Annotated in this window: 21 protein-coding genes, 4 tRNA genes and 1 riboswitch; of the genes, 12 read left to right on the forward strand and 13 right to left on the reverse strand. The window is 68.6% G+C overall.

Going from position 1 to position 23,559, the window contains the following annotated elements; genetic code table 11:
- The first annotated feature begins 54 nt into the window (after positions 1–54).
- From ssb to WB794_RS02480, 8 genes are all read left to right on the forward strand, one after another.
- Entirely contained in the window at positions 55–579 is a 525-nt protein-coding gene (gene ssb, locus WB794_RS02445) for a single-stranded DNA-binding protein (RefSeq protein ID WP_337334252.1), read from the forward strand.
- Positions 579–1,628 (forward strand): dTDP-glucose 4,6-dehydratase, encoded by a 1,050-nt coding sequence (gene rfbB / locus WB794_RS02450; RefSeq protein WP_337334253.1) that lies wholly within the window; start codon positions 579–581, stop codon positions 1,626–1,628. Before ssb ends, rfbB begins: the two co-directional genes overlap by 1 nt.
- Before the next feature lie 85 nt (positions 1,629–1,713).
- Positions 1,714–2,616, forward strand: a complete 903-nt coding sequence (rfbA, locus tag WB794_RS02455; protein WP_337334254.1) for a glucose-1-phosphate thymidylyltransferase RfbA — start codon at positions 1,714–1,716, stop codon at positions 2,614–2,616.
- On the forward strand, positions 2,613–3,170 hold the full coding sequence (gene rfbC, locus WB794_RS02460; protein WP_337334255.1) for a dTDP-4-dehydrorhamnose 3,5-epimerase: 558 nt from the start codon (positions 2,613–2,615) through the stop codon (positions 3,168–3,170). The genes rfbA and rfbC overlap by 4 nt, the downstream gene beginning before the upstream one ends.
- The gene (rfbD, locus tag WB794_RS02465) at positions 3,167–4,075 is read left to right on the forward strand and encodes a dTDP-4-dehydrorhamnose reductase (protein WP_337334256.1); all 909 of its coding nucleotides are present in this window, start codon (positions 3,167–3,169) and stop codon (positions 4,073–4,075) included. Before rfbC ends, rfbD begins: the two co-directional genes overlap by 4 nt.
- Positions 4,076–4,100: 25 nt before the next feature.
- Entirely contained in the window at positions 4,101–5,522 is a 1,422-nt protein-coding gene (locus WB794_RS02470) for a mannose-1-phosphate guanylyltransferase/mannose-6-phosphate isomerase (protein WP_337334257.1), read from the forward strand.
- 26 nt (positions 5,523–5,548) lie between these two features.
- Positions 5,549–5,651: riboswitch (yybP-ykoY riboswitch) on the forward strand.
- A gap of 75 nt (positions 5,652–5,726) precedes the next feature.
- Positions 5,727–6,311, forward strand: coding sequence for a TMEM165/GDT1 family protein (locus tag WB794_RS02475; protein ID WP_337334258.1), 585 nt, complete (start codon positions 5,727–5,729; stop codon positions 6,309–6,311).
- A gap of 160 nt (positions 6,312–6,471) precedes the next feature.
- Complete coding sequence (locus WB794_RS02480) at positions 6,472–9,216, forward strand: fibronectin type III domain-containing protein (RefSeq protein ID WP_337334259.1); 2,745 nt, start codon at positions 6,472–6,474, stop codon at positions 9,214–9,216.
- Positions 9,217–9,234: 18 nt separating this feature from the next.
- On the opposite strand, the gene WB794_RS02485 is transcribed toward WB794_RS02480, so the two are convergent.
- From WB794_RS02485 to WB794_RS02500, 4 genes are all read right to left on the reverse strand, one after another.
- On the reverse strand, positions 9,235–10,584 hold the full coding sequence (locus tag WB794_RS02485; protein ID WP_337334260.1) for a DUF697 domain-containing protein: 1,350 nt from the start codon (positions 10,582–10,584) through the stop codon (positions 9,235–9,237).
- 34 nt (positions 10,585–10,618) lie between these two features.
- Complete coding sequence (locus WB794_RS02490) at positions 10,619–11,170, reverse strand: YceI family protein (protein WP_337334261.1); 552 nt, start codon at positions 11,168–11,170, stop codon at positions 10,619–10,621.
- Positions 11,171–11,184: 14 nt separating this feature from the next.
- Entirely contained in the window at positions 11,185–11,748 is a 564-nt protein-coding gene (locus tag WB794_RS02495; protein WP_337334262.1) for a cytochrome b, read from the reverse strand.
- Between the two features lie 117 nt (positions 11,749–11,865).
- Positions 11,866–12,465, reverse strand: a complete 600-nt coding sequence (locus tag WB794_RS02500) for a YceI family protein (RefSeq protein WP_337334263.1) — start codon at positions 12,463–12,465, stop codon at positions 11,866–11,868.
- A 132-nt stretch (positions 12,466–12,597) separates the two neighbouring features.
- Here WB794_RS02500 and WB794_RS02505 point away from each other — a divergent pair, with 132 nt between their 5' ends.
- Positions 12,598–13,113 carry a methylated-DNA--[protein]-cysteine S-methyltransferase gene (locus WB794_RS02505; RefSeq protein WP_337334264.1) on the forward strand — a complete coding sequence of 172 codons (516 nt, stop codon included), beginning with the start codon at positions 12,598–12,600 and terminating at the stop codon, positions 13,111–13,113.
- Positions 13,114–13,176: 63 nt separating this feature from the next.
- Positions 13,177–14,838: an amidohydrolase gene (locus tag WB794_RS02510; protein WP_337334265.1), complete on the forward strand. Its 1,662-nt coding sequence runs from the start codon at positions 13,177–13,179 to the stop codon at positions 14,836–14,838.
- An 85-nt stretch (positions 14,839–14,923) separates the two neighbouring features.
- On the opposite strand, the gene WB794_RS02515 is transcribed toward WB794_RS02510, so the two are convergent.
- Together WB794_RS02515 and WB794_RS02520 are read right to left on the reverse strand one after the other, a co-directional pair.
- Positions 14,924–15,946 carry a lipase secretion chaperone gene (locus tag WB794_RS02515; RefSeq protein ID WP_337334266.1) on the reverse strand — a complete coding sequence of 341 codons (1,023 nt, stop codon included), beginning with the start codon at positions 15,944–15,946 and terminating at the stop codon, positions 14,924–14,926.
- Between the two features lie 20 nt (positions 15,947–15,966).
- The gene (locus WB794_RS02520; protein WP_337334267.1) at positions 15,967–16,902 is read right to left on the reverse strand and encodes a lipase family alpha/beta hydrolase; all 936 of its coding nucleotides are present in this window, start codon (positions 16,900–16,902) and stop codon (positions 15,967–15,969) included.
- A gap of 202 nt (positions 16,903–17,104) precedes the next feature.
- Here WB794_RS02520 and WB794_RS02525 point away from each other — a divergent pair, with 202 nt between their 5' ends.
- Together WB794_RS02525 and hutG are read left to right on the forward strand one after the other, a co-directional pair.
- Positions 17,105–18,355 (forward strand): multidrug effflux MFS transporter, encoded by a 1,251-nt coding sequence (locus tag WB794_RS02525; protein ID WP_337334268.1) that lies wholly within the window; start codon positions 17,105–17,107, stop codon positions 18,353–18,355.
- A gap of 49 nt (positions 18,356–18,404) precedes the next feature.
- Positions 18,405–19,184: an N-formylglutamate deformylase gene (gene hutG, locus WB794_RS02530; protein WP_337334269.1), complete on the forward strand. Its 780-nt coding sequence runs from the start codon at positions 18,405–18,407 to the stop codon at positions 19,182–19,184.
- Between the two features lie 136 nt (positions 19,185–19,320).
- Here the strand turns inward: hutG and WB794_RS02535 are convergent.
- The 7 genes from WB794_RS02535 to WB794_RS02565 all read right to left on the reverse strand — a co-directional run bounded on the left by WB794_RS02535 (position 19,321) and on the right by WB794_RS02565 (position 23,364).
- Positions 19,321–19,395 (reverse strand) — tRNA-Val (locus WB794_RS02535).
- Positions 19,396–19,462: 67 nt separating this feature from the next.
- On the reverse strand, positions 19,463–20,746 hold the full coding sequence (gene clpX / locus WB794_RS02540; protein WP_337334270.1) for an ATP-dependent Clp protease ATP-binding subunit ClpX: 1,284 nt from the start codon (positions 20,744–20,746) through the stop codon (positions 19,463–19,465).
- Positions 20,747–20,889: 143 nt separating this feature from the next.
- Positions 20,890–21,510, reverse strand: a complete 621-nt coding sequence (clpP, locus tag WB794_RS02545) for an ATP-dependent Clp endopeptidase proteolytic subunit ClpP (RefSeq protein WP_337334271.1) — start codon at positions 21,508–21,510, stop codon at positions 20,890–20,892.
- Between the two features lie 31 nt (positions 21,511–21,541).
- On the reverse strand, positions 21,542–22,852 hold the full coding sequence (gene tig / locus WB794_RS02550; protein WP_337334272.1) for a trigger factor: 1,311 nt from the start codon (positions 22,850–22,852) through the stop codon (positions 21,542–21,544).
- Positions 22,853–22,988: 136 nt separating this feature from the next.
- Positions 22,989–23,073: transfer RNA gene (locus WB794_RS02555), tRNA-Leu, on the reverse strand.
- Positions 23,074–23,153: 80 nt separating this feature from the next.
- Positions 23,154–23,229: transfer RNA gene (locus WB794_RS02560), tRNA-Lys, on the reverse strand.
- Between the two features lie 58 nt (positions 23,230–23,287).
- A tRNA-His gene (locus WB794_RS02565) sits at positions 23,288–23,364 on the reverse strand.
- Between the last annotated feature and the right edge of the window lie 195 nt (positions 23,365–23,559).

Consider the following 23,559-nt stretch of genomic DNA (forward strand, 5'->3'; position numbering starts at 1 on the left):
TACTAGTCTGTCATCCCGCCGCGAATGGCGCGGCAATCCAAAGGAATCAGGAACATGGCGCGCGGCATCAACAAGGTCATCCTGGTGGGCAACCTGGGCGCTGACCCGGAAACCCGCTACTCCACGTCCGGTGCAGCCATCACCTCGATCCGGATCGCCACCTCCGAGAGCTGGCGCGACAAGCAGACCGGCGAGCAGCAGGAGCGCACCGAGTGGCACCGGGTGAAGTTCTTCGGCCGCCTGGCGGAAATCGCGGGCGAGTACCTGCGCAAGGGCTCGCAGGTCTATATCGAGGGCTCGCTGCGCACCGACAAGTACACCGGCCAGGACGGCGTGGAGCGCTACAGCACCGACATCATCGCCAACGAGATGCAGATGCTGGGCAGCCGCGGCGAAGGCGGCGGCGGTGCCCGTCCCGAGCGCGCCGCGCCGCGCGCGCGCGACGACGAGTTCGAAACCCGCGGCGGTGCCGGTTACGGCGGCGCGCGCGGCGGTGACCGTCCGGCACCTGCGCCGCGTGCGGCCACGCCTCCGCCGCCGGCGGATGTGCCCTTCGAAGACGACGACATTCCGTTTTGATGAACACCGTCCTCGTCACCGGCGGGGCCGGATTCATCGGCGGCAACTTCGTGCGCGGCGCGGTGGCCGCCGGTTGGACGGTCATCAACCTCGACGCGCTGACCTACGCCGGCAACCTCGATACCCTGGCCGGTCTCGATGCCTCGGGGCGGCACCGCTTCGTGCACGGCGACATCGGCGACGCCGCGCTGGTAGCGAGCCTGCTGACCGGGCACCGGCCGCAGGCGATCATCAATTTCGCCGCCGAAAGCCACGTCGACCGTTCGATCGACGGCCCGGCGGCGTTCGTGCAGACCAACGTCGTGGGCACGCTCGCCCTGCTGGAATGCGCGCGCGACCATTGGCGCGGGCTGCCGGAGGCCGAGCGCGCCGCGTTCCGCTTCCTGCATGTTTCCACGGACGAGGTCTACGGCTCGCTCGGCGATACCGGCAGGTTCACCGAAACCACGCCCTATGCGCCCAACTCGCCGTACTCGGCTTCGAAGGCCGCGTCGGACCACCTGGTGCGCGCCTTCCACCACACTTACGGGCTGCCGGTTCTCACCACCAACTGCTCCAACAACTACGGCCCCTTCCAGTTTCCCGAAAAGCTCATCCCGCTGATGATCGCCAAGGCGCTGGCCGGCGAGCCGCTGCCGGTGTACGGCGATGGGGCCAACGTGCGCGACTGGCTGTACGTGGAAGACCACTGCGAGGCGATCCGCACGGTGCTGGCACGCGGACGCGTGGGCGAGGTCTACAACGTCGGCGGGGATGCGGAGCGGCGCAACATCGACGTGGTCCACGCCATCTGCGCCCTGCTCGACGCGCGCCGGCCGCGCGAGGACGGCAAGCCGCGCGCGGCACAGATCACCTTCGTCAAGGACCGCCCCGGCCACGACCGGCGCTACGCCATCGATTCCTCCAAGCTCAAGCAGGAACTGGGCTGGCGTCCGACGGTCAGCTTCGAGCACGGCATGGCGCGCACCGTGGACTGGTACCTCGCCAATCAGGCCTGGGTGAACCGCGTGCTGGACGGCAGCTACCGCATGGAGCGATTGGGCCAGTAGGGCGCAGCTCGCTGCGCTTGCACTACGTGAAACATGGGAGCAGCGCAGCAAGCTGCGCTCTACGAATCTCGTTACAGATGACGACATGACATCGAACACCCCTGCCGCCCCGCGCGGCATCATCCTCGCCGGCGGTTCCGGCACCCGGCTGTATCCGATCACCCAGGGCGTTTCCAAGCAGCTCCTGCCGGTGTACGACAAGCCGATGATCTACTACCCGCTCGCGACCCTGATGATGGCCGGCATCCGCGAGGTCCTGGTGATCAACACCCCGCACGAACAGGCGCTGTTCCGCACCCTGCTGGGCGACGGCCGCCAGTGGGGCATGGACATCCGCTACGCGGCCCAGCCCAGCCCCGACGGCCTGGCGCAGGCCTTCCTGATCGGGCGCGACTTCGTTGCCGGCGAGCCGAGCTGCCTGATTCTGGGCGACAACATCTTCCACGGCCACGGCCTGCAGGCGCAGCTGCGCGATGCGGCGCAGCGCACGCACGGTGCCACGGTGTTCGGCTACCGGGTCGGCGATCCGGAGCGCTACGGCGTGGCCGAGTTCGATGCCGATGGCCGGGTGATCGGGCTGGAGGAAAAGCCCGCCCGGCCCAAGTCGCACCATGCCGTCACCGGCCTGTATTTCTATGACGCACGGGCTTGCGATTTCGCCGCCGAGCTGAAGCCCTCACCGCGCGGCGAGCTGGAAATCACCGACCTCAACCGGCGCTATCTGGAGGACGGTTCGCTCCGGCTCGAACGCCTCGGGCGCGGCTGCGCCTGGCTCGATACCGGAACCCATGAATCGCTGCTGCAGGCCGGCAACTTCATCCAGACCCTGCAGGAGCGCCAGGGCCTGCAGGTGTGCTGCCCGGAAGAAATCGCCTGGCGCAACGGCTGGATCGACACCGAAGCGCTCGAACGCCTCGCGGCCCCCCTGCTCAAGAACGGTTACGGCCAGTATCTGGTGTCGCTGCTGCGCGAGGATGCGGCCGAATGAAGCTGATTGAAACCGATCTTCCCGGCTGCCTCATCATCGAGCCGCGCGTGTTCGGCGACGAGCGCGGGTTCTTCTACGAAAGCTGGAACAAGGCGAAGCTCGCCGAGGCGGGCCTGACGGTCGATTTCGTGCAGGGCAACGTCTCGGCCTCCTCGCGCGGCGTGCTGCGCGGCCTGCACTACCAGTGGCCCAACCCGCAGGGCAAGCTCGTAAGCGTGCTGGAGGGCGAGGTCTACGACGTCGCGGTCGATATCCGCCGCGGTTCGCCCACGTTCGGGCGCTGGAGCGCAGTGATGCTCACCGCCGCGAACAGGCGTCACTTCTACATTCCCGAAGGCTTCGCGCACGGCTTCGCGGTGGTGTCCGAACGCGCCATTTTCACCTACCAGTGCACCGCCGCCTACGACGCCGCCGCCGACACCGGCATCCGCTGGAACGACGCCACCCTCGGCATCGACTGGCCGCTCGCCGAACCGATCCTCTCGGACAAGGACGCGCGCGCGCCCTTCCTTGCGGAAGTCGCACCCGATCGCCTGCCGGAGTACACGCCATGAAGCTGCTTCTGCTGGGTGCCGGTGGACAGGTCGGATTCGAACTGCACCGCAGCCTCTCACCGCTGGGCGAGGTGATCCCGGCGACGCGCGACGGCCGGCTTCCCGGCGGTGGCCGCGCACGCGCGGCCGATCTCGCCTCGCCCGCCTCGCTCGAAGCGCTGCTGCAGGCCGAGCGCCCCGACGTGATCGTCAACGCCGCTGCCTACACCGCCGTCGACCGCGCCGAGTCGGAGCCGGAGCTGGCCACGCGCATCAACGCCGAGGCACCGGCGGTGCTGGCGCGCTGGTGCAAGGTTTACGGCGCGCGCCTGCTGCATTACTCCACCGATTATGTCTTCGACGGCAGCGCCAACCGCCCCTGGCGCGAAGCCGACCCCACCGCGCCGCTGGGCGTTTATGGCCAGAGCAAGCGCGAGGGCGAAATCGCCCTGGCCGATAGCGGTGCCGAATACCTGGTGCTGCGCACCGCCTGGGTCTACGCCGCGCGCGGCCACAACTTCCTGCGCACGATGCTGCGCCTGGCGGCCGAGCGCGACCACCTGCAAGTGGTGTGCGACCAGACCGGATCGCCCACGCCGGCGCGCTGGATCGCGGCGGCGACCGCATTGACCCTGGCGCGGACGCGGAACGGCAACCCCTGGCGCTCGGGCACCGTGCACCTGGCCGCCAGCGGCCACACCACCTGGCACGGCTTTGCCGAGGCGATCTTCGCCGATGCGCTCGTCGCGGGGCTGATCGAGCGCGCGCCCTTCGTCGAAGCCATCCCGACCCTCGCCTGGCCCACGCCCGCCCGCCGTCCCGCCTATTCCTGCCTCGATACCCGCGCGCTGCGCGAGCGCTACGGCGTCACCCTGCCGGACTGGCGCGAGGGCGTGACGCAGGTGGTCGGCGAGCTGGCGCGCTGAGCCGCGCATCCTTCCGGAGAACAACGTGTCCGTCCTGATTCCCGTGATCCTGTCCGGCGGTGCCGGCACGCGCCTGTGGCCGGTTTCGCGCCGCGCCTTTCCCAAACCATTCATGCGCCTGCCCAGCGGCGAATCGCTGCTCGGGCGCACGCTCGACCGCGCGCTGGCGGTGGCCGATGCCGGGGAAGTGGTGACGGTCACCGGCTTCGACTACCGCTTCCTCACCGCGGACGAATACGCCCGCAGCGCGACGCGACCGTTCCGCTCGCGCCTGCTGCTGGAGCCGGCCGGGCGCAATACCGCGCCGGCGATCGTGCTGGCCGCGCTCGACATCGCGCAGCGCCACGGCGAGGACGCCCAGCTTCTGGTGCTGCCGGCCGACCATCTGATCCGCGATGTGGACGCATTCGCGCAGGACGTCACCGCCGCGCGCGCGCTGGCGGCGCAGGATTACCTGGTCACCTTCGGCATCACGCCCACTGCGCCGGAAACCGGCTTCGGCTACATCCGCGCCGGTGCCGCGCTCGACGGCGGCTTTGCCATCGACGCCTTCGTCGAAAAACCGGATCTGGCCACCGCCGAGGGCTACCTCGCCGCCGGCAACTACACCTGGAACGCCGGCATGTTCTGCTTCAGCGCCGGCGCGCTGCTGGCCGCCGCCGCTGCGACCTGCCCCGAGGTGCTGGCCGCCGCCCGCGCCTGCCTCGACGCCACGCCCCGCGAGAGCGACGTGGTCAGCCTCGACAAGCCAAGCTTCCTGGCCCAGCCGGACATCTCCATCGACTACGCCGTGATGGAGCGCGCCGCGCGCCGCGCCGTGGTGCCGGCACGTTTCGACTGGAGCGACATCGGCTCGTGGAATGCGCTGGGCGAGCTCACCGCGCCCGATGCGATCGGGAATCGCGTACAGGGTGAGGCGATCGTGGTCGAAGGCCGCGGCAACTACATCCAGAGCGAAGGTCGCCTCGTCGCCGCAGTCGGCGTCAATGATCTGGTGATCGTCGATGCCGGCGATGCGGTCCTCGTAGCCGGACGCGACCAGGTACAGGCGGTGCGCCACGTGGTCGATACCCTGCGCCAGCGCGACCACTACGCCGCCCAGCACCACCTCACCGTGCACCGGCCCTGGGGCAGCTACACGGTGCTGGAGGACGCCGAGGACTGCAAGGTCAAACGCCTGACCGTGAAGCCCGGCGGCGTGCTCTCGCTGCAGCGCCACCAGCGCCGCAGCGAGCACTGGACCGTGGTGCAGGGCACCGCCAGAGTGCGCGTGGGCGACGAGGAGCGGCTGCTGAATCGCAACCAGTCCACCTACATCCCGATGAACACCCTGCACCGGCTGGAAAACCCCGGCGACAGCGATCTGCACCTGATCGAAACCCAGTGCGGCGACTACTTCGGCGAAGACGACATCGAGCGCCTGGAAGACGTCTACGGCCGCTGTTGACAGCGCCGTGCCCGCTGCCGACACTGTGCGCCGTCACTGGGGAGTAGCCGCCTCCGCAACGGAGGAGCCGACGTCAACAGACTTGGTCGACGGACCATGGCGTCGGTGGCAAGGGCGAGACCTTTGATCGTGTTTTCCGGAGCCGGGCCGGCGACGGACGACAGGGTCATTGGTATCCGATCGCCGGCCCGCATGGAACCCTGAGTGGAAGCCCTCATCACCTCGTTCGGCATGGTCGCCATCGCCGAAATCGGCGACAAGACCCAGCTCCTGTCCTTCGTACTGGCCGCGCGTTTTCCCGGTCAGGCGTGGCGCATCGTTGCCGGCATCCTTGCTGCCACCCTGGTCAACCACTTCGGTGCCGCCGCGATCGGCGACTGGGTCGCGCTGCACGTGGGGCCGGCGCTGATGCGATGGATTCTGGGCCTTGCATTCCTGGGTTTTGCAGCCTGGGCGCTGATTCCCGACACGCTGGATGAATCGGACGCGCGCCCGCTGCGGCGCGGTGCCTTCCTCACCACCCTGATGCTGTTCTTCCTGGCCGAAATGGGCGACAAGACCCAGCTCGCCACCGTGGCGCTGGGGGCACGCTACGACAGCCTCATCATGGTCACGCTCGGCACCACGCTGGGCATGATGGCCGCCAACGTGCCGGCGGTGCTGGTCGGCGAAGGTCTCGCGCGACGATTCCCGCTGGCGAAGATGCGTTTCCTCGCCGCCGCGATCTTCGCCCTGTTCGGTCTTCTGGTCCTTCTGGGCATCGATTTCGGGCTGACGGCTGTCGGCTGAGTCCGACTCGGTTAGACTCCCTGCACCGCAGCGGCAGTCCGACGCAGCATGGCCGGACAAACCGGCGTGATCGCGCGCCCGGCCGAGCCTTGCGCGAGCCGAAGGGGCGGCTTGCGCGCTGCGCCTGCGCGCGAACCTCGCCATCCTCGAGACCCATTGCATGAAACTCCTTGCACGCCTTTTCTTCGCGCTGGCAGCCGTGGGGCTGCTTGCGGCCTTCGCCCACGCGCAAACGGACGCCAGCGCACCGGATGCGCCGATCCTGCTGGAGCTGGGCAAGGTGCCCGCCAGCAGCTTTCCCGCTCTCGATCTGGAGGCGCTGGCCGATGAAGACCTGCGGCGCGACGCCGACTCCGGCCTTCCGCGCCGTTTCGCGGTCGCGCGCGGCATCGATGTCTCCACCCAGGCCAGCGGCCTCTGGGCGCAGGCCGACAGCGGCGACTGGGTATGGCAGTACAAGGTGCGCGGCAGCGGTGCCGTCCACCTCAACTTCGGGTTCGACCAGGTGCGGCTGCCGGAAGGCGCGCGGCTGGACATCTTCGGTGCGAAGGGTGCCACCGCGCTGGGACCGTACACGGCCGCCGACATTCCGCCGCATGGCCAGCTCTGGACCGCGGTGCTCGACGGCGAGGATGCCACGATCCAGCTTCGCGTCCCGGCCACCGGCCGCAACCAGGCGCACCTTCGCCTGACGCGGGTCGGACAGGGCTATCGCGGCTTCGGCCATTTTTCCAAGGTCTGCAAATCCGGCTCCTGCAATACCGACGTTGCCTGCCTGGCCAGCAATGATCCCTGGAACCGCCCGCGCCGCTCGGTGGGTGCCTACACCGTCGGCGGCACCGATACCTGCACCGGCTCGCTCCTGAACAACACCGCGAATGATCGCCGCATGCTCTTCGCCACGGCAACCCACTGCGGCGTTGGCAGCAACAGTGCGGCGCAAAGCATGGTGGTCTACTGGAACTACGAATCGCCGACCTGCCGCGTGCCGGGTTCGGCGGCGAGCGGTACACCGATCGCGCGTCCCACCACCACCTCGCAAGGCCTGGCCTTCGTGGCCGCCACGGACAGCCCCTGGGGCAGCGGCACCGCCAGCTCGCGCTCGGACTTCACCCTGATCGAACTGGTCACCCCGCCGGTCGGCAACAGCTTCAACCTGCACTGGGCCGGCTGGGACCGTCGCCCGCCGCCCACGACCTGCGGCGCGCCGGCCGATCCAGCCTCCACCGCCGGCCTGTGCGCCTCGATCCACCACCCCGGCGTGGACGAAAAGCGCATCACCTTCGTCGAAGTGAATATGCCGCTGTCGGGCATCAGCGGCGCGCAGAACACCCACTGGCGCGCGAACTGGGATCCGACCCCGCCCAGGCTTGCGAACATCAGCCCGATGCCGCCCGTCTTGCCGCCCAGCGTGACCGAGCCCGGCTCCTCGGGTTCGCCGCTCTACAATGCCCAGCAGCGCCTGGTCGGCGTGCTGTCGGGTGGTGCCTCCTATTGCAACGCGCCAGCGGGCAGCCTCAACGACGACTACGGCGGCCTGTTCGCGGCCTGGGAGGGCATCGGCACGCCCACCACGCGGGCCAGGGACCATCTCGATCCACTGGGACTGGCACCTGATTTCATCGACGGCATCGACAACTGCAATCCGCCGCCGGCACCGACCGGCGTCACAGCCGTCGCCACCGCGCCCAATCAGATCACGCTGAGCTGGAACGCCGCGGCCGGTGCCGATCGCTATCGCGTGCTGCGCACGCTCGGTACCTGCCCGGGCACCGGCTACGTCGAGATCGGCGAAGTCACCGGCACCGGCTTCGTGGACGGCAACGTGTCCGGCGGCAGCGCCTACAGCTATCGCGTGATCGCCTGGAACGATGCGGAAGAATGTCCGTCCGTGCAAAGCAGCTGCGCATCGGCCACGGCCACCGGCACCTGCGCCCTGCCGCCCGACTTCGCCGGCCTGAGCTCGGCCACCAGCGCCGGCAGCGCCAGCCAGTGCGGCATCAACCTCGCCTGGACGGCGGCCACCTCGAGCTGCGGGGCAGCCAGCGACATCCGCTACAACGTGTACCGCTCGACCGCGCCCGGCTTCACCCCCGATGTCGGCAATCTGCTGGCCTCGTGCCTCACCGGCACGGCGCTGTCCGACGTGGACGAAGTGGGGTCGGGAGTGACGCAGCATTACATCGTGCGCGCCGAGGATCTTGCCGCGCAGCCGGCCGCCGGCCAGTGCGGCGGACTGGAGGACACCAACCTGGTGATCCGCAGCGCGGCGGCTTTCGGCCCGGACGTCACGAGTTTCAGCGACGATGTGGAAAGTGGCAGCGCGCAGTGGACGATAACCGGCAGCGGCTCGGTCGGCAGCAACTTCGCCATCGTCACCACGGACGCGCACTCGCCCACCCACAGCTGGTTCGTACCCGATCCGAGCGGACTGTCGGACCGCCAGCTGGCGATGGCCCAGCCGATCGCGCTCCCGGCAAGTAGCAGCGCGGTGCTCTCCTTCGCGCACAGGTACGCCACCGAGGCCAACTACGACGGCGCGGTGCTGGAGTATTCGCTGGACAACGGCACCACCTGGATCGACATCCTCGCCGGCAGCGGCACGGTGCCGGCCAACGGCAGCCGCTTCCTCGCCAACGGCTACACCACCACGATCAGCACCAGCTACGGCAGCGCCATCGGCGGACGCGCGGCCTGGGCCGGGAATTCGAGCGGTTTCATCGTCTCGCGCGTGGATCTGGCGGACTTTGGCGGACAGTCGGTGCGATTCCGCTTCCGTTTCGCCTCGGACCAGAGCGTTGGCTCCACCGGCTGGTGGATCGACGACGTGGGGATCGTACAGGGCACGAGCTGCGCGGCCGGGCTGCCGGCCACGATCTTCGCGGACGGGTTCGAACTCCCCTGAGGCGCGGTGCCGCCGGAGTCAGGCTTCCGGTCGGTTCTTGAGGCGCGCGAGGATTTCCTCGCGCGCCTCGCGCAGGATGGAGTCGCGGTCCAGACTCTGGACGATATCCGCCACCACGCGCTTGGGGCCGAGTTCGCCCCAGCTCTTGCCCTGCGCCAGGTATTTCTCCGCGGCGCGGCCGACCAGCACGGTGGCGTACCAGGCCAGCGCGCCCTGGGCGGCGGCGGTCAGCGCGGTGGACAGCCCCGCACTGGCAAGCTTCAGCGCGGAAGCGACCAGATGCACGCCCCAGATCGCGCCCATCAGCGCGGCGAGCTGGGCGGCGATGGTGGCCAGCAGCCTGCCCGCCTCGACCCGCGTCAGCGGCAGGCCGTAGATGCGCGAGAGGTGCATCACCAGGGCCACGTCCAGCGTCGCGGCGGCGAGAAGGTCGGCCACGGGCACGGGATTGAGCGCCACCGCCACGCCCTTGGCCAGGCAGTACATGCGGATCGTGCGGCCGGCCAGATCCTGGCGGACGGCGGTCAGACGCCCGCCGATCTCGTCCGAGAGCTTCCCGGCGAAGAGCGCGGCGTTGAGCGCCGCCAGGGTCTTGCCCTCCGACTCCAGGATTTCAAGGATGCGGCCGCGCAGCGCGGACACGTCGGGCGCACGCGCGCGCTCGACCTCCACCTCGCGCCCGTCCGCCTGCACCTGAAGCACGCGCCGGGCCGCCGGCTGGGCCATCACCGCGATGACGTTTTCCGCCACCACCAGGCCGCGCGCGTGCTCGCGCAGCCGCGCCAGCAGCGCCTCGCGCTCTTCCGCGGTGTAACGGTCGGCCTTGTTCAGGGCCAGCAGCAGCGGGCGCTGGGTGCCTGCCAGCAGCCGCAGCGCATCCACCTCCACCGAGGTCATGTCGCCATCCACGACGAAGATCACCAGATCGCTGCGGCCGGCCACGTCCAGGGCCAGCGCCTCGCGCTCCTCGCCGGAAAGCTCGTTGATGCCGGGCGTATCGATCAGATGGACGCCTTGCCCCAGCGCCTCGCGCCAGGCGCGGTGGCCGGCGGTGACGGTGGTGCCGTGCAGTACGCCGACCTCGAACGCCGGCTCGCCGAGCAGCGCGTTCAAGAGCGCCGACTTGCCGACGCTGACGCGACCGAACACGGCAATGTGGACGTGCCCGTGCTCCAGCTTGTCCAGCATCACCTCGATGCGACCGTAGTCGGCCGCGAGGCTGGCGCGGATGCTGCCGGGGATGGAGGGATCGTCGAGCAGTGCGCGCAGGCTGTCGGCGGCGCGCAGCAGGTGCGTGTCACCGCCGCGCGCCGGCGCATCGCCACCGCGCGGCCGGCGCAGGTGCCGCCAGCGATCACGCCACCCCATGCACACGCCTCGCCATCAAAGCCCTCTCGTGCCGCTACTTCGCGCGCAGCGACAGGTGCGTGGTGACGCCGATCTCGTGCACGATGGTCGAGGCGTCGGCCCAGTCGCCGCCGCCGACGTTGAAATCGATGCGGTTGACGCTGGCCGTGCCGTCGAGCGTGGCGGTTGCGCCCTCCTGCGACCAGGTGAACTCCAGGGTCACCGGCTTCTCCACGCCGCGCAGCGACAGCGTGCCGTCGGCGGCAAAGCGCCCGCCGCCCAGATCGCGGAACGCGCTGGCGGTGTAGGTGGCGTTCGGGAAACGTGCCACCGAGAAGAAGTCGCCGCCGCGCAGGGTTTCGTCACGCTCGGCGCTGCCGCTGTCGGCACTGGCGAGGCTGATGTCCACCTCGAAGCGCGCGCTGGCCAGATCGGCCGGATCGAAGGCGATGGCCGGGGTGAAGGTCTTGAATGCGCCGACGAAGGACTCGCCCTCTGCGCTGCCGGAAAACTTCAGCGACGACGTCGCCGGATCGGCCTGCCAGTCGCCGGCATGCGCACCGAACGACAGCGCCAGCGCGGCGGCAAGGAATATGGAGCGAATCATGTCGGAATCTCCTCTCAGCGCGTTTTTTCGAAAGAAGCAGGCAACATGCGCCACAGCGTGCGATCACGCTGCACCCAATGATGGACCAGCGCGGCACCCGCGTGCATCAGGATCAGGGCGATCAGCACCCACGCGCCCCATTCGTGGAACTCGTGCGCCACGCTCTTGATCCCGGGATCGGGCGCGACCAGCTTGGGCACCGTGAACCAGCCGAAGAACTTCAGCGCCCGCAGTCCGCTGGCCGAGTCGTACAGCCAGCCGGAGATCGGCATCGCCAGGGCCACGAAATAGATCGCCAGGTGCACCGCCTGCGCCATGACGTGCTGCCAGGGCGGCGTGCCGGGAACCGGCTTGGGCGCGCCGGCGTAAATCCGCCAGCCCAGCCGTATCAGCATCAGCACCAGTACGGTCAGACCGATCGACTTGTGCAGGTCGTAAACCCAGAAGTAGCGCGGCGAGCGCGGCAGTTCGACCATCACGAAACCGACGCCCAGGAGCGCGAGGATCAAGAGCGCGATGAGCCAGTGCAGCGTCATGCTGGGCCAGGCCCAGCGATCGTTCGTATTGCGCAATGACATGGGATTCCTCATGGCTCCAGTGACAGGGAGCAGCCTAACCGCAGGCCGCATCGGGAAAAAGACGATTCGGCGGATCACGACGTTGCATCCGGCGAAACAATGGGCGGGCGCTGCGCATCATTCATCTTTCGGGATGCGGATCGCCTCGGCCTCGATCATCAGATGAACGGCATCGTCCACGGCCCTGGGATGCGCCTTCATCCCGAACGCTGCCCGGCTGAGCGTGGCGCTGGCGGAGAAGCCCGCCGTGCGGCGCATCGAATTGTAGGCCGTGCGGGCATGGCGATTGAGCCGAACCTCCAGCGTCACCGGCTCGCTGGTGCCACGCAGGGTGAGGGTTCCGTGCACGCGGGCGTGCGTGCGGTCGACGGGTTCGATCGAGGTGGAGACGAAGCGCGCATCGGGATGCGTTTCGATATCCAGCCAGGCGCGCCGCCGGATCCGCGCGTCGAAGTCCGCGTCGCCAAGATCCAGCGTCTGCAGTCTGATCTTCACGTCCAGCCGCGCCGTCGTCCAGTCTTCGGAATCGAACCAGAGGGTGCCTTCGGGACGCGAAAACGTGCCCATGGCGCTGGAAAAGCCATTGTGTCCCACCCGGAACAGGATCCGCGTATGCACCGGATCGATCCGGTAGGCCGCCGGCGCGGCCGCCAGCGGAGGGGCGCACAGCAACAGCGCCAGCCAAAGCCATCGGGGGGAAACGGAAGGGCGCATCATCCACACGGCTCCATCGGGCACGGGTTTGCCCGTACCGATGCTACGCCAGCAGGGCATCTGGTGGCGCAGCGGCGTTCCACGAGCCCGGCAACGGGTCTATGCTGGCCGTCAGGCTCTCATCGGAGTTTCACCGTGGACGCCATCACCCTGCAGCGCAGCCCGCTCGCCAACGACACCGTCCTGAGGCGTACCGAAACCACGCTCGGCGGCGTCACCCTGGCAGCCACCGCCGCCGGCCTGTGCGGGCTGTGGTTCGACGGCCAGCGCCACTTCCCGGATCTTGCGCAGGTTCCGGAGCGCCGGGGCAATCCGATCCTGGACGCTGCCGCGCACCAGCTGCACGAATACTTCGCCGGCAGGCGCAGCGCGTTCGAGCTGCCGCTGGACATGTCGCGCGGCACCCACTTCCAGCAAACGGTGTGGCAGGCGCTGCTGCGCATTCCCGCCGGCACCACGACGACCTATGGCGCGCTGGCGGCGCAGCTGGATCGCCCGCGCGCGGTGCGCGCCGTCGCCGCCGCCGTCGGCCGCAACCCGATCAGCGTCATCGTGCCCTGCCACCGCGTCGTGGGCGCGGATGGGGCGCTCACCGGCTATGCCGGCGGTCTGGATCGCAAGCGCAGGCTGCTCGCGCTGGAAGCGGCGTGACAGTTTGATCGCGTCGCCCGTTATAGACTCGTCGCTCCATCCATCGCGGATTCCGGAGCACCGATGATCCTTCGCCTGCTGGCCTGCGCCACCGCACTGGCCCTCGCCCTGCCCGCCGCGGCCGAACCGGTGCTGTTCACCCGCATGAACGGCTACACGCTGGACGGCAGCGGCACACTGCAGCGCTTCGATGCGCTGCTGGTGGACGAGGACGGGCGCGTGGTGGCAACGGGCGGCGAAGCGGCGCTGCGCGAGCGCGCCGGCGGGGCCCGGATCGAATCCATGGCCGGCCGCACAGTGCTTCCGGGCCTGACCGATGCGCACGGGCACCTGATGGGACTGGGCTTCGCCCTGCGCCAGGCCGACTTGGTGGGCACCCGCTCCCTCGACGAGGCGCTTGAGCGCGTGCGCGCCTTCGCCGACGCGCGGCCCGGCGACGGCTGGATCGTCGGCAACGGCTGGAACCAGGTGATCTGGCAGCTGGGCCGCTTCCCCACCGCCAGCGAGCTGGATGCCGTGGTGGCGGATCGTCCGGTCTGGCTGGAACGGGTGGACGGGCACGCCGGCTGGGCCAATTCCGCGGCGCTGAAGCTTGCCGGCATCGACCGCCACACGCCCGATCCGGTGGGCGGGCGCATCGAGCGCGATGCCGACGGCGATCCGGGCGGCGTACTGGTCGATGCGGCAATGGGGCTGGTGAGCGCAAAGATTCCGCCGGCCGATGCCGCGGAAGCGCGCGCCGCGCTCGAGAGCGCACTGGTGACGCTCGCAAGCCTGGGCCTGACCTCGGTCCACGATGCCGGCATCGATGCCGACGACTGGCACCTCTTCCGCCAGATGGCCGACGCCGACCGCCTGAGCCTTCGCATCTACGCCATGGTGCGCGATACCGGCGAGGACTTCGACCAGATCGCCGCCAACGGCCCGCTGCTGGCCTCGGGCAACGATCATCTGACCGTGCGCAGCGTGAAGATGTGGGCGGACGGCGCGCTCGGCAGCCGCGGCGCGGCGATGATCGAACCCTACAGCGACGATCCCCACAACCACGGCCTGCTGTTCCGCACCCCCGCCGAACTCCGGAACGCGGTGGACAAGGCCTTCGCGCAGGGTTTCCAGGTCAACATCCATGCGATTGGCGACGCCGGCGTGCGCCAGGTGCTCGACGCCTATTCCATCGCCTACAAGGCCCATCCGGAGGCGCGCGGCCTGCGCAATCGCGTGGAGCACTCGCAGATCGCCGCGCTGGCGGACATCCCGCGCTACCTGCCGCTGCAGCTCATCGCCTCGATGCAGCCGACCCACGCCACCTCGGACATGAACATGGCCGAGGACCGCGTCGGCCCGCAGCGCATCCTGGGCGGCTACGCCTGGCGGCGCTTCCTGGACCAGGGCACCCGCATCGCGGGCGGCTCGGATTTCCCGGTGGAGCTGCCCAATCCGTTTTTCGGCCTGCACGCGGCGGTGACGCGGCAGGACCACGAGAACCATCCCGACGGCGGCTGGTACGCCGACCAGCGCATGACGCGCGAGGAAGCGCTGCGCGCCTTCACCCTCGATGCCGCCTGGGCCGCGCACCAGGAGGCGCGTCAGGGCACGCTGGAACCGGGCAAGTGGGCCGACTTCATCGTGATCGACCGCGACTACTTCAGCATCCCGGCCGAGGACATCTGGAAGATCGGCGTGCTGCAGACCTGGGTCGGCGGCAAGCAGGTGTTCCTGCGCTGAGGGACGGACGCCTGCGCGTGAACGCGCCGTCCGGGACGCCGTGCTTCCGGCGCGATTCGAGCCGCATGCGCGGCGGCGCAGGCACCTAGGGATCGCCGTCGCCCATCGCCTCCAGCGCGATGATCCGACGTTGCTCCGGCGCGCTGAAGTTCGCCTGCAGCCAGGCATCGAAGGCCGCCGGCTCGGCGGCCATCGCGGCGCGCGCCGTGCGGTAATGCTGCAGTCGCACCGCCCAGTCGGCGTTCTGCGCATCCAGTTGCGCCAGGCGCAGTGCGGCGTCCTCGCCCCACAGCGCGGCGCGCTCGTGATGGCGCCTTGCCGCATCGGCGTTTTCCGCCTCGAAGCGAGCGGCCTGTGCCTGCGCCAGCGATGCGTCAAGGCTGCCGCGCAATACCTCCTGCACCTCGTCGGCACGCGCCTGATCCAGTTCGTCGAGCCACTGCTGGCGCTCTTCCGGCCCGACTCCGGGCGCGTCGCGCACCGCCAGCCGTGCCAGCGCCAGATCCAGCTCCGCCTCCTCGGCACCGAACCACGCCTGCGCCACCGCATCCCCAAGGTGCCGGCGGCGCAGCGTCTTGAGGTGCGCGGCATACGCCTGCGGATCGACCGCCGATGCTGCGCCTTCCGCGATGCGCAGGTCGCAATAGCGATCGAACCAGCGCAGGACATCCGCCACCTGCGCATCACCCAGGGTGCCGCGCACCCGCTCCGCCACCAGGGCACGGATTTCGGTCAGGGAGAACTCGCCCGAGAGGCTGAGGAAATGATCGAACAGGCGCCGCAGACCGCGATCAGGCCGTACCCGCCCCGACGCATCGAGCGTCAGCTCGCCGTCGGGTGTGGCTCCGCGCAGCGAGCTGTGCGCAAGGCGCTCGCGCAGGGTGGCAAGCCCGGTCTCGGGAAGGTCCGGCATCGTGGCATGCGCCTGAGGCGGCGCGGCCTCGGCCGTGGTTCGGCCGGGCCGTGCAAGCGGATGCGCTTCGGCCGCGACCAGCGGTGGCGCGCCGGGCAACGCGTCGACCGGCGCGCGTGGCGCGGCCTGCCGCAGAAGCAGCAGGCCGCCCGCAATCACCACGACGGCAACCGGCAGCGATCGACGCCAGCGCATCATCCCGGCCCGCGACGGGCCTACAGCCCGGCGTTCTTCAGGCGGTTGGCGTGGCTGCGGATGACGGCCTTGGGATCGGATGTGAACAGCCCGCGCAGGCCGAACATCTGGTTGACCTCATCGAGATGATTCCAGCCGTAGTTGTCGCGCAGCACGACGCCCAGGTGCGAGCTGCAGCGCCCGACCAGCCCGTCGTTGGCTTCGCCGCCGAAGAACAGGCCGCCCGCGACCATCATCGCGTCGCTGGGATCGAACAGATTCGTCAGGCGCGAGGTGCCGCCCCAGGAGTAGTAGCGGACGCCATCGACCACCGCCGCGCCCTGGCCGCAGGCCATGGACGGCATGCCCTGGGGATGCAGCGCATTGAACTGCGCGGCACCCGCGCTCGAGAGCGAAGCCAGTGCGCCGAGGGAGTCCTGCGCCAGCGCCGGATTGCCCGACAGGAAGGCGATCAGGCTCGACAGGGCGTTGGCGAAGCCGGCCACGAGCGGGCGCAGTGGCGAACCTGACGGCAGCGCGGCATCGATGGCATCGGCCACCTTGCTGCCGGTGTGCGGGCTGCCGATCGAGGTGACCGAGGCGACCAGATCGGGCCGTACCGAGGCCACATAGCGAATCGTCGGCCCGCCGTGGCTGTGCCCGATCAGGTTGAAGCGGCTATGGCCGTACAGCGCCCGCCAGGCGTCAAGCTGCGCGATCAGCTGTTCGCCGCGCACCTCCGAATAGTGGCTCTGGGACACCGAGGCCACGTAGACCCTCGCGCCGCCGGCGCGCAGGTCGCCGGGAATCGCGTGCCAGTAATCGACCGCGCCCAGCAGCGAATCGAAGCCGAACAGGCCGTGCACCAGCACGATCGGATGCTGGGTCCGGGTGTAATTGACCTGCGCGAACGCAAGTCCCGACGCGGCGCACAGCAGCAGCGCCAGCGTCAGCCGAACGAACGTGGAACGAATCATCATGCTCTCCCCATGGTGTCGATGCCGGGCGGTCTGCGCCGCGATCCGGCCTGAACGTACGCATGCGTACGGTGCGGAATCTACGACGCTCTTCACGCTTGCGCACGCTGCATTGCACCATGCGGCACCGTATGTCGACGCGGCTTCATCGGGCGCTCGGGACTCACGCGCTAGGCTTGCGCGTTTCCTTCCGGTTGCCGCGATGCCCACCCGCTCCTCCGCCCTTCTGTGGCGGCTCACCCTGCTGCTGGCCGGTCTGTCGATGTTCGGCCCGTTCGCGATCGACGCGATCTTCCCCGCCTTCCCTGCCCTGCGCGAGGACTTCGGCGCATCGCACGGCGCGGTGCAACAGACGATCAGCGTGTATCTGGCCGCCTACGCGCTGATGAGCGTGCTGCACGGGCCGCTGTCGGATGCGATCGGGCGACGCCCTGTGATCCTCGCGGGCGTGACGATCTTCGTGTTCGCCTGCATCGGTGCCGCGCTGTCGCAAAGCCTGTTCTGGCTGCTGGTGTTCCGCGCCCTGCAGGGCATGTCCGCCGGTGCCGGCCTGATCGTGGCGCGTGCCGTCATCCGCGACTGCCTGGACGGCGATGCCGCGCAGAAGCTGATGGCACAGGCCACCATGATCTTTTCGGTGGCCCCGGCCATCGCGCCCATCATCGGCGGCTGGATCCTGGGCTGGAGCCAGTGGCACGCGATCTTCTGGGCCATGGCCCTGTTCGCCTTCCTGGTGCTGCTCGCATGCCTGGCGTGGATGCCTGAAACCCATCCCGCACAGGCGCGCACGCCGCTGCGGCTCGCAGCACTGGTGCGCGGCAGCTGGGCCATTCTGCGCAACCCGCGCTTCCTGCAGCTTTCGCTCGCGGCCTGCTTCAACTTCGGCGCACTGTTCCTCTACATCGCATCGGCCCCGGTGGTGGTGCTGGAATACCTGGGGCTCAACGAGCAGCAGTTCGGCTGGATGTTCGTGCCGATCGTGGCGGGCCTGATGGTCGGATCGTTTCTGTCCAGCCGCCTGGCGGGGCGCGCCAGCCAGTCGGCCACCGCGCGCCTGGGCTTCGGGCTGTCGCTGTTCGCCGCCCTGGCCAACCTGGCCTACAACCTGTCGGTGGATGCGGTCAGCCTGCCCTGGGCGGTGATTCCGCTCGGCTTTGCCGCTGCCGGCATCGGGCTGGCGTTTCCGCTCCTGACCATCCTCATGCTCGACATGTACCCGCGCCACCGCGGCGCGGCGGCTTCGATCCAGGCCTTCACCAGCCTGAGCATCAACGCCCTCATCGCCGGCCTGCTCGCACCCCTGCTCGCGCCCCATCGCAGCCTGCTCGCACTGGCTGCCGCGCTGATGTGCATCGCGGCGGTCGCGCTGTGGTGGGGCTATCGCCGCGGCGTGAAGCGTGATCCGGTGCTGGCACCGCCGCGCCCGATGATCGAGGAAGCCGAGCAGCTCTGAGATCCGGCATCGCGGCCCTGGCGCGACGGCACGCGCCTACAATGGGCGCATGGAAATCTTCACGCTGGAATCCGGCCGCGCGCCGCTGCTGGTGAGCCTGCCGCACGACGGCAGCCACATCCCCGATGCGCTCGCGGCGCGCATGACGCCCGCCGCGCGCACCGCGCCCGACACCGACTGGTTCGTCTCGCGCCTCTACGCCTTCGCGCGCGAGCTGGGCGCGTCGATCCTGCGCCCGAACCACTCGCGCTACGTGGTCGACCTCAACCGCCCGCCCGACGACGTCTCGCTCTATCCCGGCCAGAACACCACCGGCCTGTGCCCGAGCGTGCGCTTCACCGGCGAGCCGGTGTACCTGCCGGGCCAGGAGCCGGACGCGGCGGAAGTCGCCGCGCGCGTGGAGCGCTACTGGCGGCCCTACCACGACGCCCTCGCCGACGAGCTGGCGCGCCTGCGCGCACGCTTCGGGCGCGCGCTGCTGTGGGACGGCCACTCGATCCGCGGCGAACTGCCCTTCCTCTTCGAAGGCCGCCTGCCCGACCTCAACCTCGGCACCGCCAGCGGCACCAGCTGCACGCCCGCGCTGCAGGCGCGGCTTGCGTCCGTGCTCGCGTCGCAAACCCGCTACAGCCACGTCATCAACGGGCGCTTCAAGGGCGGCTACATCACCCGCCATTACGGCAACCCGGCCCGCGGCGTCGAAGCGATCCAGCTGGAACTGGCGCAATCGACCTACATGGACGAGGGCGCGACAAGCTACCTGCCGGAGCGCGCCGAGCGCCTGGAGCGCATCGTGCTGCGCCCGCTGCTGGAAGCGGCGCTGGGCTGAACCGAAGAAACTGAACCGAGGAGAACGCCGCCGACCACAGTGGTCAGGGCGATCCGCTCTTTGGGAGGCTTTTTGTACGCCTGTCGCACGGAAACGAAAAAGGCTCGCCGAAGCGAGCCCAAATCGTTGTTTTCATTGGTGGGCGGTGCAGGGATCGAACCTGCGACCCTTGCCGTGTGAAGGCAATGCTCTACCGCTGAGCTAACCGCCCGGTAATGCGGCCGCGCATTATGATGGCGGCGCGGATTCCGGTCAATGACGGATGATCGCGCCTCCCATCATTCCGCGGCGGCCTTGGGCACCGCTGCCGGGGTTTCGTAGATGAGGTAGGGGTCGGCCTGGTGATTGATCACCGACTCGTCGACCACGACCTTGACCACGTTCTCCAGCGACGGCAGCTCGTACATCGTGTCGAGCAGGACCGATTCCAGGATCGTGCGCAGGCCGCGGGCCCCGGTCTTGCGCTCCATCGCCTTGCGCGCCACCGCAAGCAGCGCGTCGGGACGGAACTCCAGCTCCACGCCCTCCATCTCGAACAGTCTCTTGAACTGCTTGGTGATGGCGTTCTTGGGCTCGGTGAGGATCTTCATCAGCGCGTCCTCATCCAGCTCTTCGAGCGTGGCGATGACGGGAAGGCGGCCGATGAACTCCGGGATGAGGCCGAACTTGATCAGATCCTCCGGCTCGACCTCGGCCAGCAGCTTGCCGACGCTGGCCTTGCGCTTCTTGCTGCGCACGTCGGCACCAAAGCCGATACCGCTGGAATCCAGGGTGCGCTGCTGGATGATCTTCTCCAGGCCCGCGAACGCGCCGCCGCAGATGAACAGCACGTTCTTGGTATCGACCTGCAGAAACTCCTGCTGCGGGTGCTTGCGCCCGCCCTGCGGCGGCACGCTGGCAACAGTGCCTTCGATCAGCTTGAGCAGGGCCTGCTGCACGCCTTCACCGGAAACATCCCGCGTGATCGAGGGGTTTTCGCTCTTGCGCGAAATCTTGTCGATCTCGTCGATGTAGACGATGCCCTGCTGCGCCTTCTCGACGTCGTAGTCGCACTTTTGCAGCAGCTTCTGGATGATGTTCTCGACATCTTCGCCGACGTAGCCGGCTTCGGTCAGCGTGGTGGCGTCGGCGATGGTGAACGGCACGTTGAGGAGCCGCGCCATGGTTTCGGCCAGCAGCGTCTTGCCCGAGCCGGTGGGGCCGACCAGCAGGATGTTGGACTTCGACAGCTCGACCTCGTCGTTCTTCTGGCGGCTCTCGATGCGCTTGTAGTGGTTGTAGACCGCTACCGACAGTGCCTTCTTGGCGCGCGACTGCCCGACGACGTACTGGTCGAGCACGTCCATGATCTCGCGCGGCTTGGGGAGGTGGCTGCGCGAAGTGGAGGCCTTTTCCTCCAGTTCCTCGCGGATGATGTCGTTGCACAGCTCCACGCACTCGTCGCAGATGAACACCGACGGGCCAGCGATCAGCTTGCGCACCTCATGCTGGCTCTTGCCGCAGAACGAGCAGTACAGGATCTTGCCACTGTCACCGCCACGGCCTTGCCGTTCTTCACTCATGCCTGCCTTCGTCCCGCAAATTGCCTGACACGCCCCGAGGATAGCTCAGGGCGCAAGAAAAAAAGCGTGCCTTGCGGCATTTTCCCGTTCGGCGGCCCTTGCAAGCGCCGTATTTCCCAGGAAAAACAACCGCCTGGCCAGAATCAACCCGGCTTGACGGTGTCCTCGGGACGCCGCTCCAGCACCTCGTCGATCAGGCCGTAGGCCTTGGCGTCCTGCGCATTGAAGAAGAGGTCGCGCTCGACGTCGCGCTCGATGCGCTCCAGCGGCTGCCCGGTGTTGGCGGCGAACTCCTCGTTCAAACGGCGTCGCAGGTAGAGGATCTCGCGCGCCTGGATCTCGATGTCGGTCGCCTGGCCCTGCGCGCCGCCGTGCGGCTGGTGGATCATCACGCGCGAATTGGGCAGGGCGAAGCGTTTGCCGCGGGTTCCCGCAGCCAGCAGGAAGGAGCCCATGCTGGCGGCCTGGCCGATCACCATGGTGCTCACGTCCGGCTTGAGGAAGCGCATGGTGTCGTAGATCGCGAGGCCTGCCGTGACCACGCCGCCCGGGCTGTTGATGTACAGGTGGATGTCCTTGTCCGGGTTCTCCGACTCCAGGAACAGCATCTGCGCGATGACCACGTTGGCGACGTAGTCGTCGATCGGCCCGACGAGGAAGATCACCCGCTCCTTGAGCAGGCGCGAGTAGATATCGTAGGCGCGCTCGCCGCGGCTGGTCTGTTCGACCACCATCGGCACCAGGTTCAGGCCCTGCACGTTCATTGGCTCGTTCTCCCGAAAGGGTGGCACCGCCTCAGGCGGCGGCCCCGGAATTCATCACATCCTCGAAACTCAGCGTCGTGGTGCTGGCGTCGGCGTGGTCCGCGATCCAGTCGATGACCTGGTCCTCGATCACGCGGCTGCGCAGACCGTCCAGAAGTTGGGGGTCCTTGCGGTAAAGTTCAATGACCTGCTCGGGCTCCTCGTAGGTGGAGGCGATGAGCTGCATCATCTCCTGCAGACGCGCCGGGTCCAGCCGGATGTTGTTCTGCCTCGCCAGCTCGCCCAGCAGGACGGCCGCGGTCACGCGCTGCTTCGCCTGGCCGAGGAAGGGCTCGAAGCTGACCTCCTTCGGAACCTCCTGACCCTGCGAGCGCGCCTGCTCGGCGGCCTGACGCGCCAGTCCGCGCGCCTCGGCTTCGATCATGCGGCCCGGGACATCCAGATCGGCATGGGAGGCCAGCAGCTTGGCGATCACGTCGTTCTTCAGGCGCACCATCAGCGCGCCCTTGAGCTCGCGCTCCAGGTTGGAGCGCACCTCGACGCGGAAGCGCTCGGCACCGCCGCTCGGAATCCCGAACGCGGCGAAGAAGGCATCATCGAGCGCCGGCAGCTTCGACTCGGACACGCGCACCACCTTGACCTCGATCTTTGCCGCCTTGCCGGCCAGCGCCGGGTTGCGGTAGTCGGCGGGGAAGGTGGCCTCCACGGACCTGGCATCACCCGCTCCCAGACCGACCAGCTGCTCTTCCAGCTCGACGAGGATGCCGCCGGACCCGAGCACCGTGCCGGAGCGGTCCACACCCTCGGCCGGAATGCGGCCCGAATCGGTCGTCGCCACCGACTCGAACATCACCAAGTCGCCCTTCTGCGCGGGACGCTGGACATCCTCCCAGGTGCGACGCTGCTGGCGCAGCGTATCAATCATGCGGTCGATGTCGGCATCGACGACCTCGGCCACCGGCCGGGTGATCTTCAGCGCGGACACGTCGATGGTGCCGATCTCCGGCATCACCTCGAAGGTCGCCACGTACTTGAACTCGCCGCCCTCGGGCAGCCCGGACGTCTCGATCTGCGGCTGTACCGCCGGCCGCAGGTTTTCCTTCTGCACCGCTTCGTTGAACGAGCGCTGGATCAGGTCGCCGACGGCTTCGCTGCGCACCTGGGCACCGAAGCGCTGCTCGATCACCTTGCCCGGCACCTTGCCGGGGCGAAAGCCCTTCAGGCGCACGGTGCGCGACAGATCGTTCAGGCGCTGGCGGATGGTGGATTCAAGCTGGTCGGAAGGAACGCTGACGGTGAGCTTGCGGCCGAGCGTGCCGACGTTTTCGATGGAGACTTGCATGGTCACTCCTCAAGGGTTTCGCGCCGCCGCCCGCGTCGAGCCACGGCGCATGAAATCGGGCCCGCCATGATGCCCGGCACGGCCGCGATGCGCCACTATCGGCGTTCACGGACCACGGGCCGGCAACCGGTCGGAATGGTGCGAAAGGAGAGACTCGAACTCTCACGGGTTGCCCCACTGGAACCTAAATCCAGCGCGTCTACCAGTTCCGCCACTCTCGCAACGCACACGCACCCCGCGCTGCCCGGCACGCGGCCTGGCCGGTTCGGAAGCGGAGGTGACGAAGCCTGGGAGGAGGAGATGGTGGGCCGTGAAGGATTCGAACCTTCGACCAATTGATTAAGAGTCAACTGCTCTACCAGCTGAGCTAACGGCCCATCGTTTCAAACTGCCGCCCTGAGCGGCTTCGACCCGGCATTATGCCGCATCGGGAAGTGGGGTGGAAGACGGGATTCGAACCCGCGACCCCCGGAATCACAATCCGGTGCTCTAACCAACTGAGCTACATCCACCACTGAATCCAATTGCGCTCCGAACCCATCCCTGGAGCGCCCGCCGTTCGGCATCCCTGCCTCACCGGCGCCATCCGCTCGATCTGCCACCGGCAGATCGAAAGCCGCGGACGTCGCCACCAACTGAGCTACATCCACCACTGAATCCAATTGCGCTCCGAACCCATCCCTGGAGCGCCCGCCGTTCGGCATCCC

This window comes from Denitratimonas tolerans (assembly GCF_037203605.1).
In the GTDB taxonomy this organism is placed as follows: domain Bacteria; phylum Pseudomonadota; class Gammaproteobacteria; order Xanthomonadales; family Xanthomonadaceae; genus Denitratimonas; species Denitratimonas tolerans.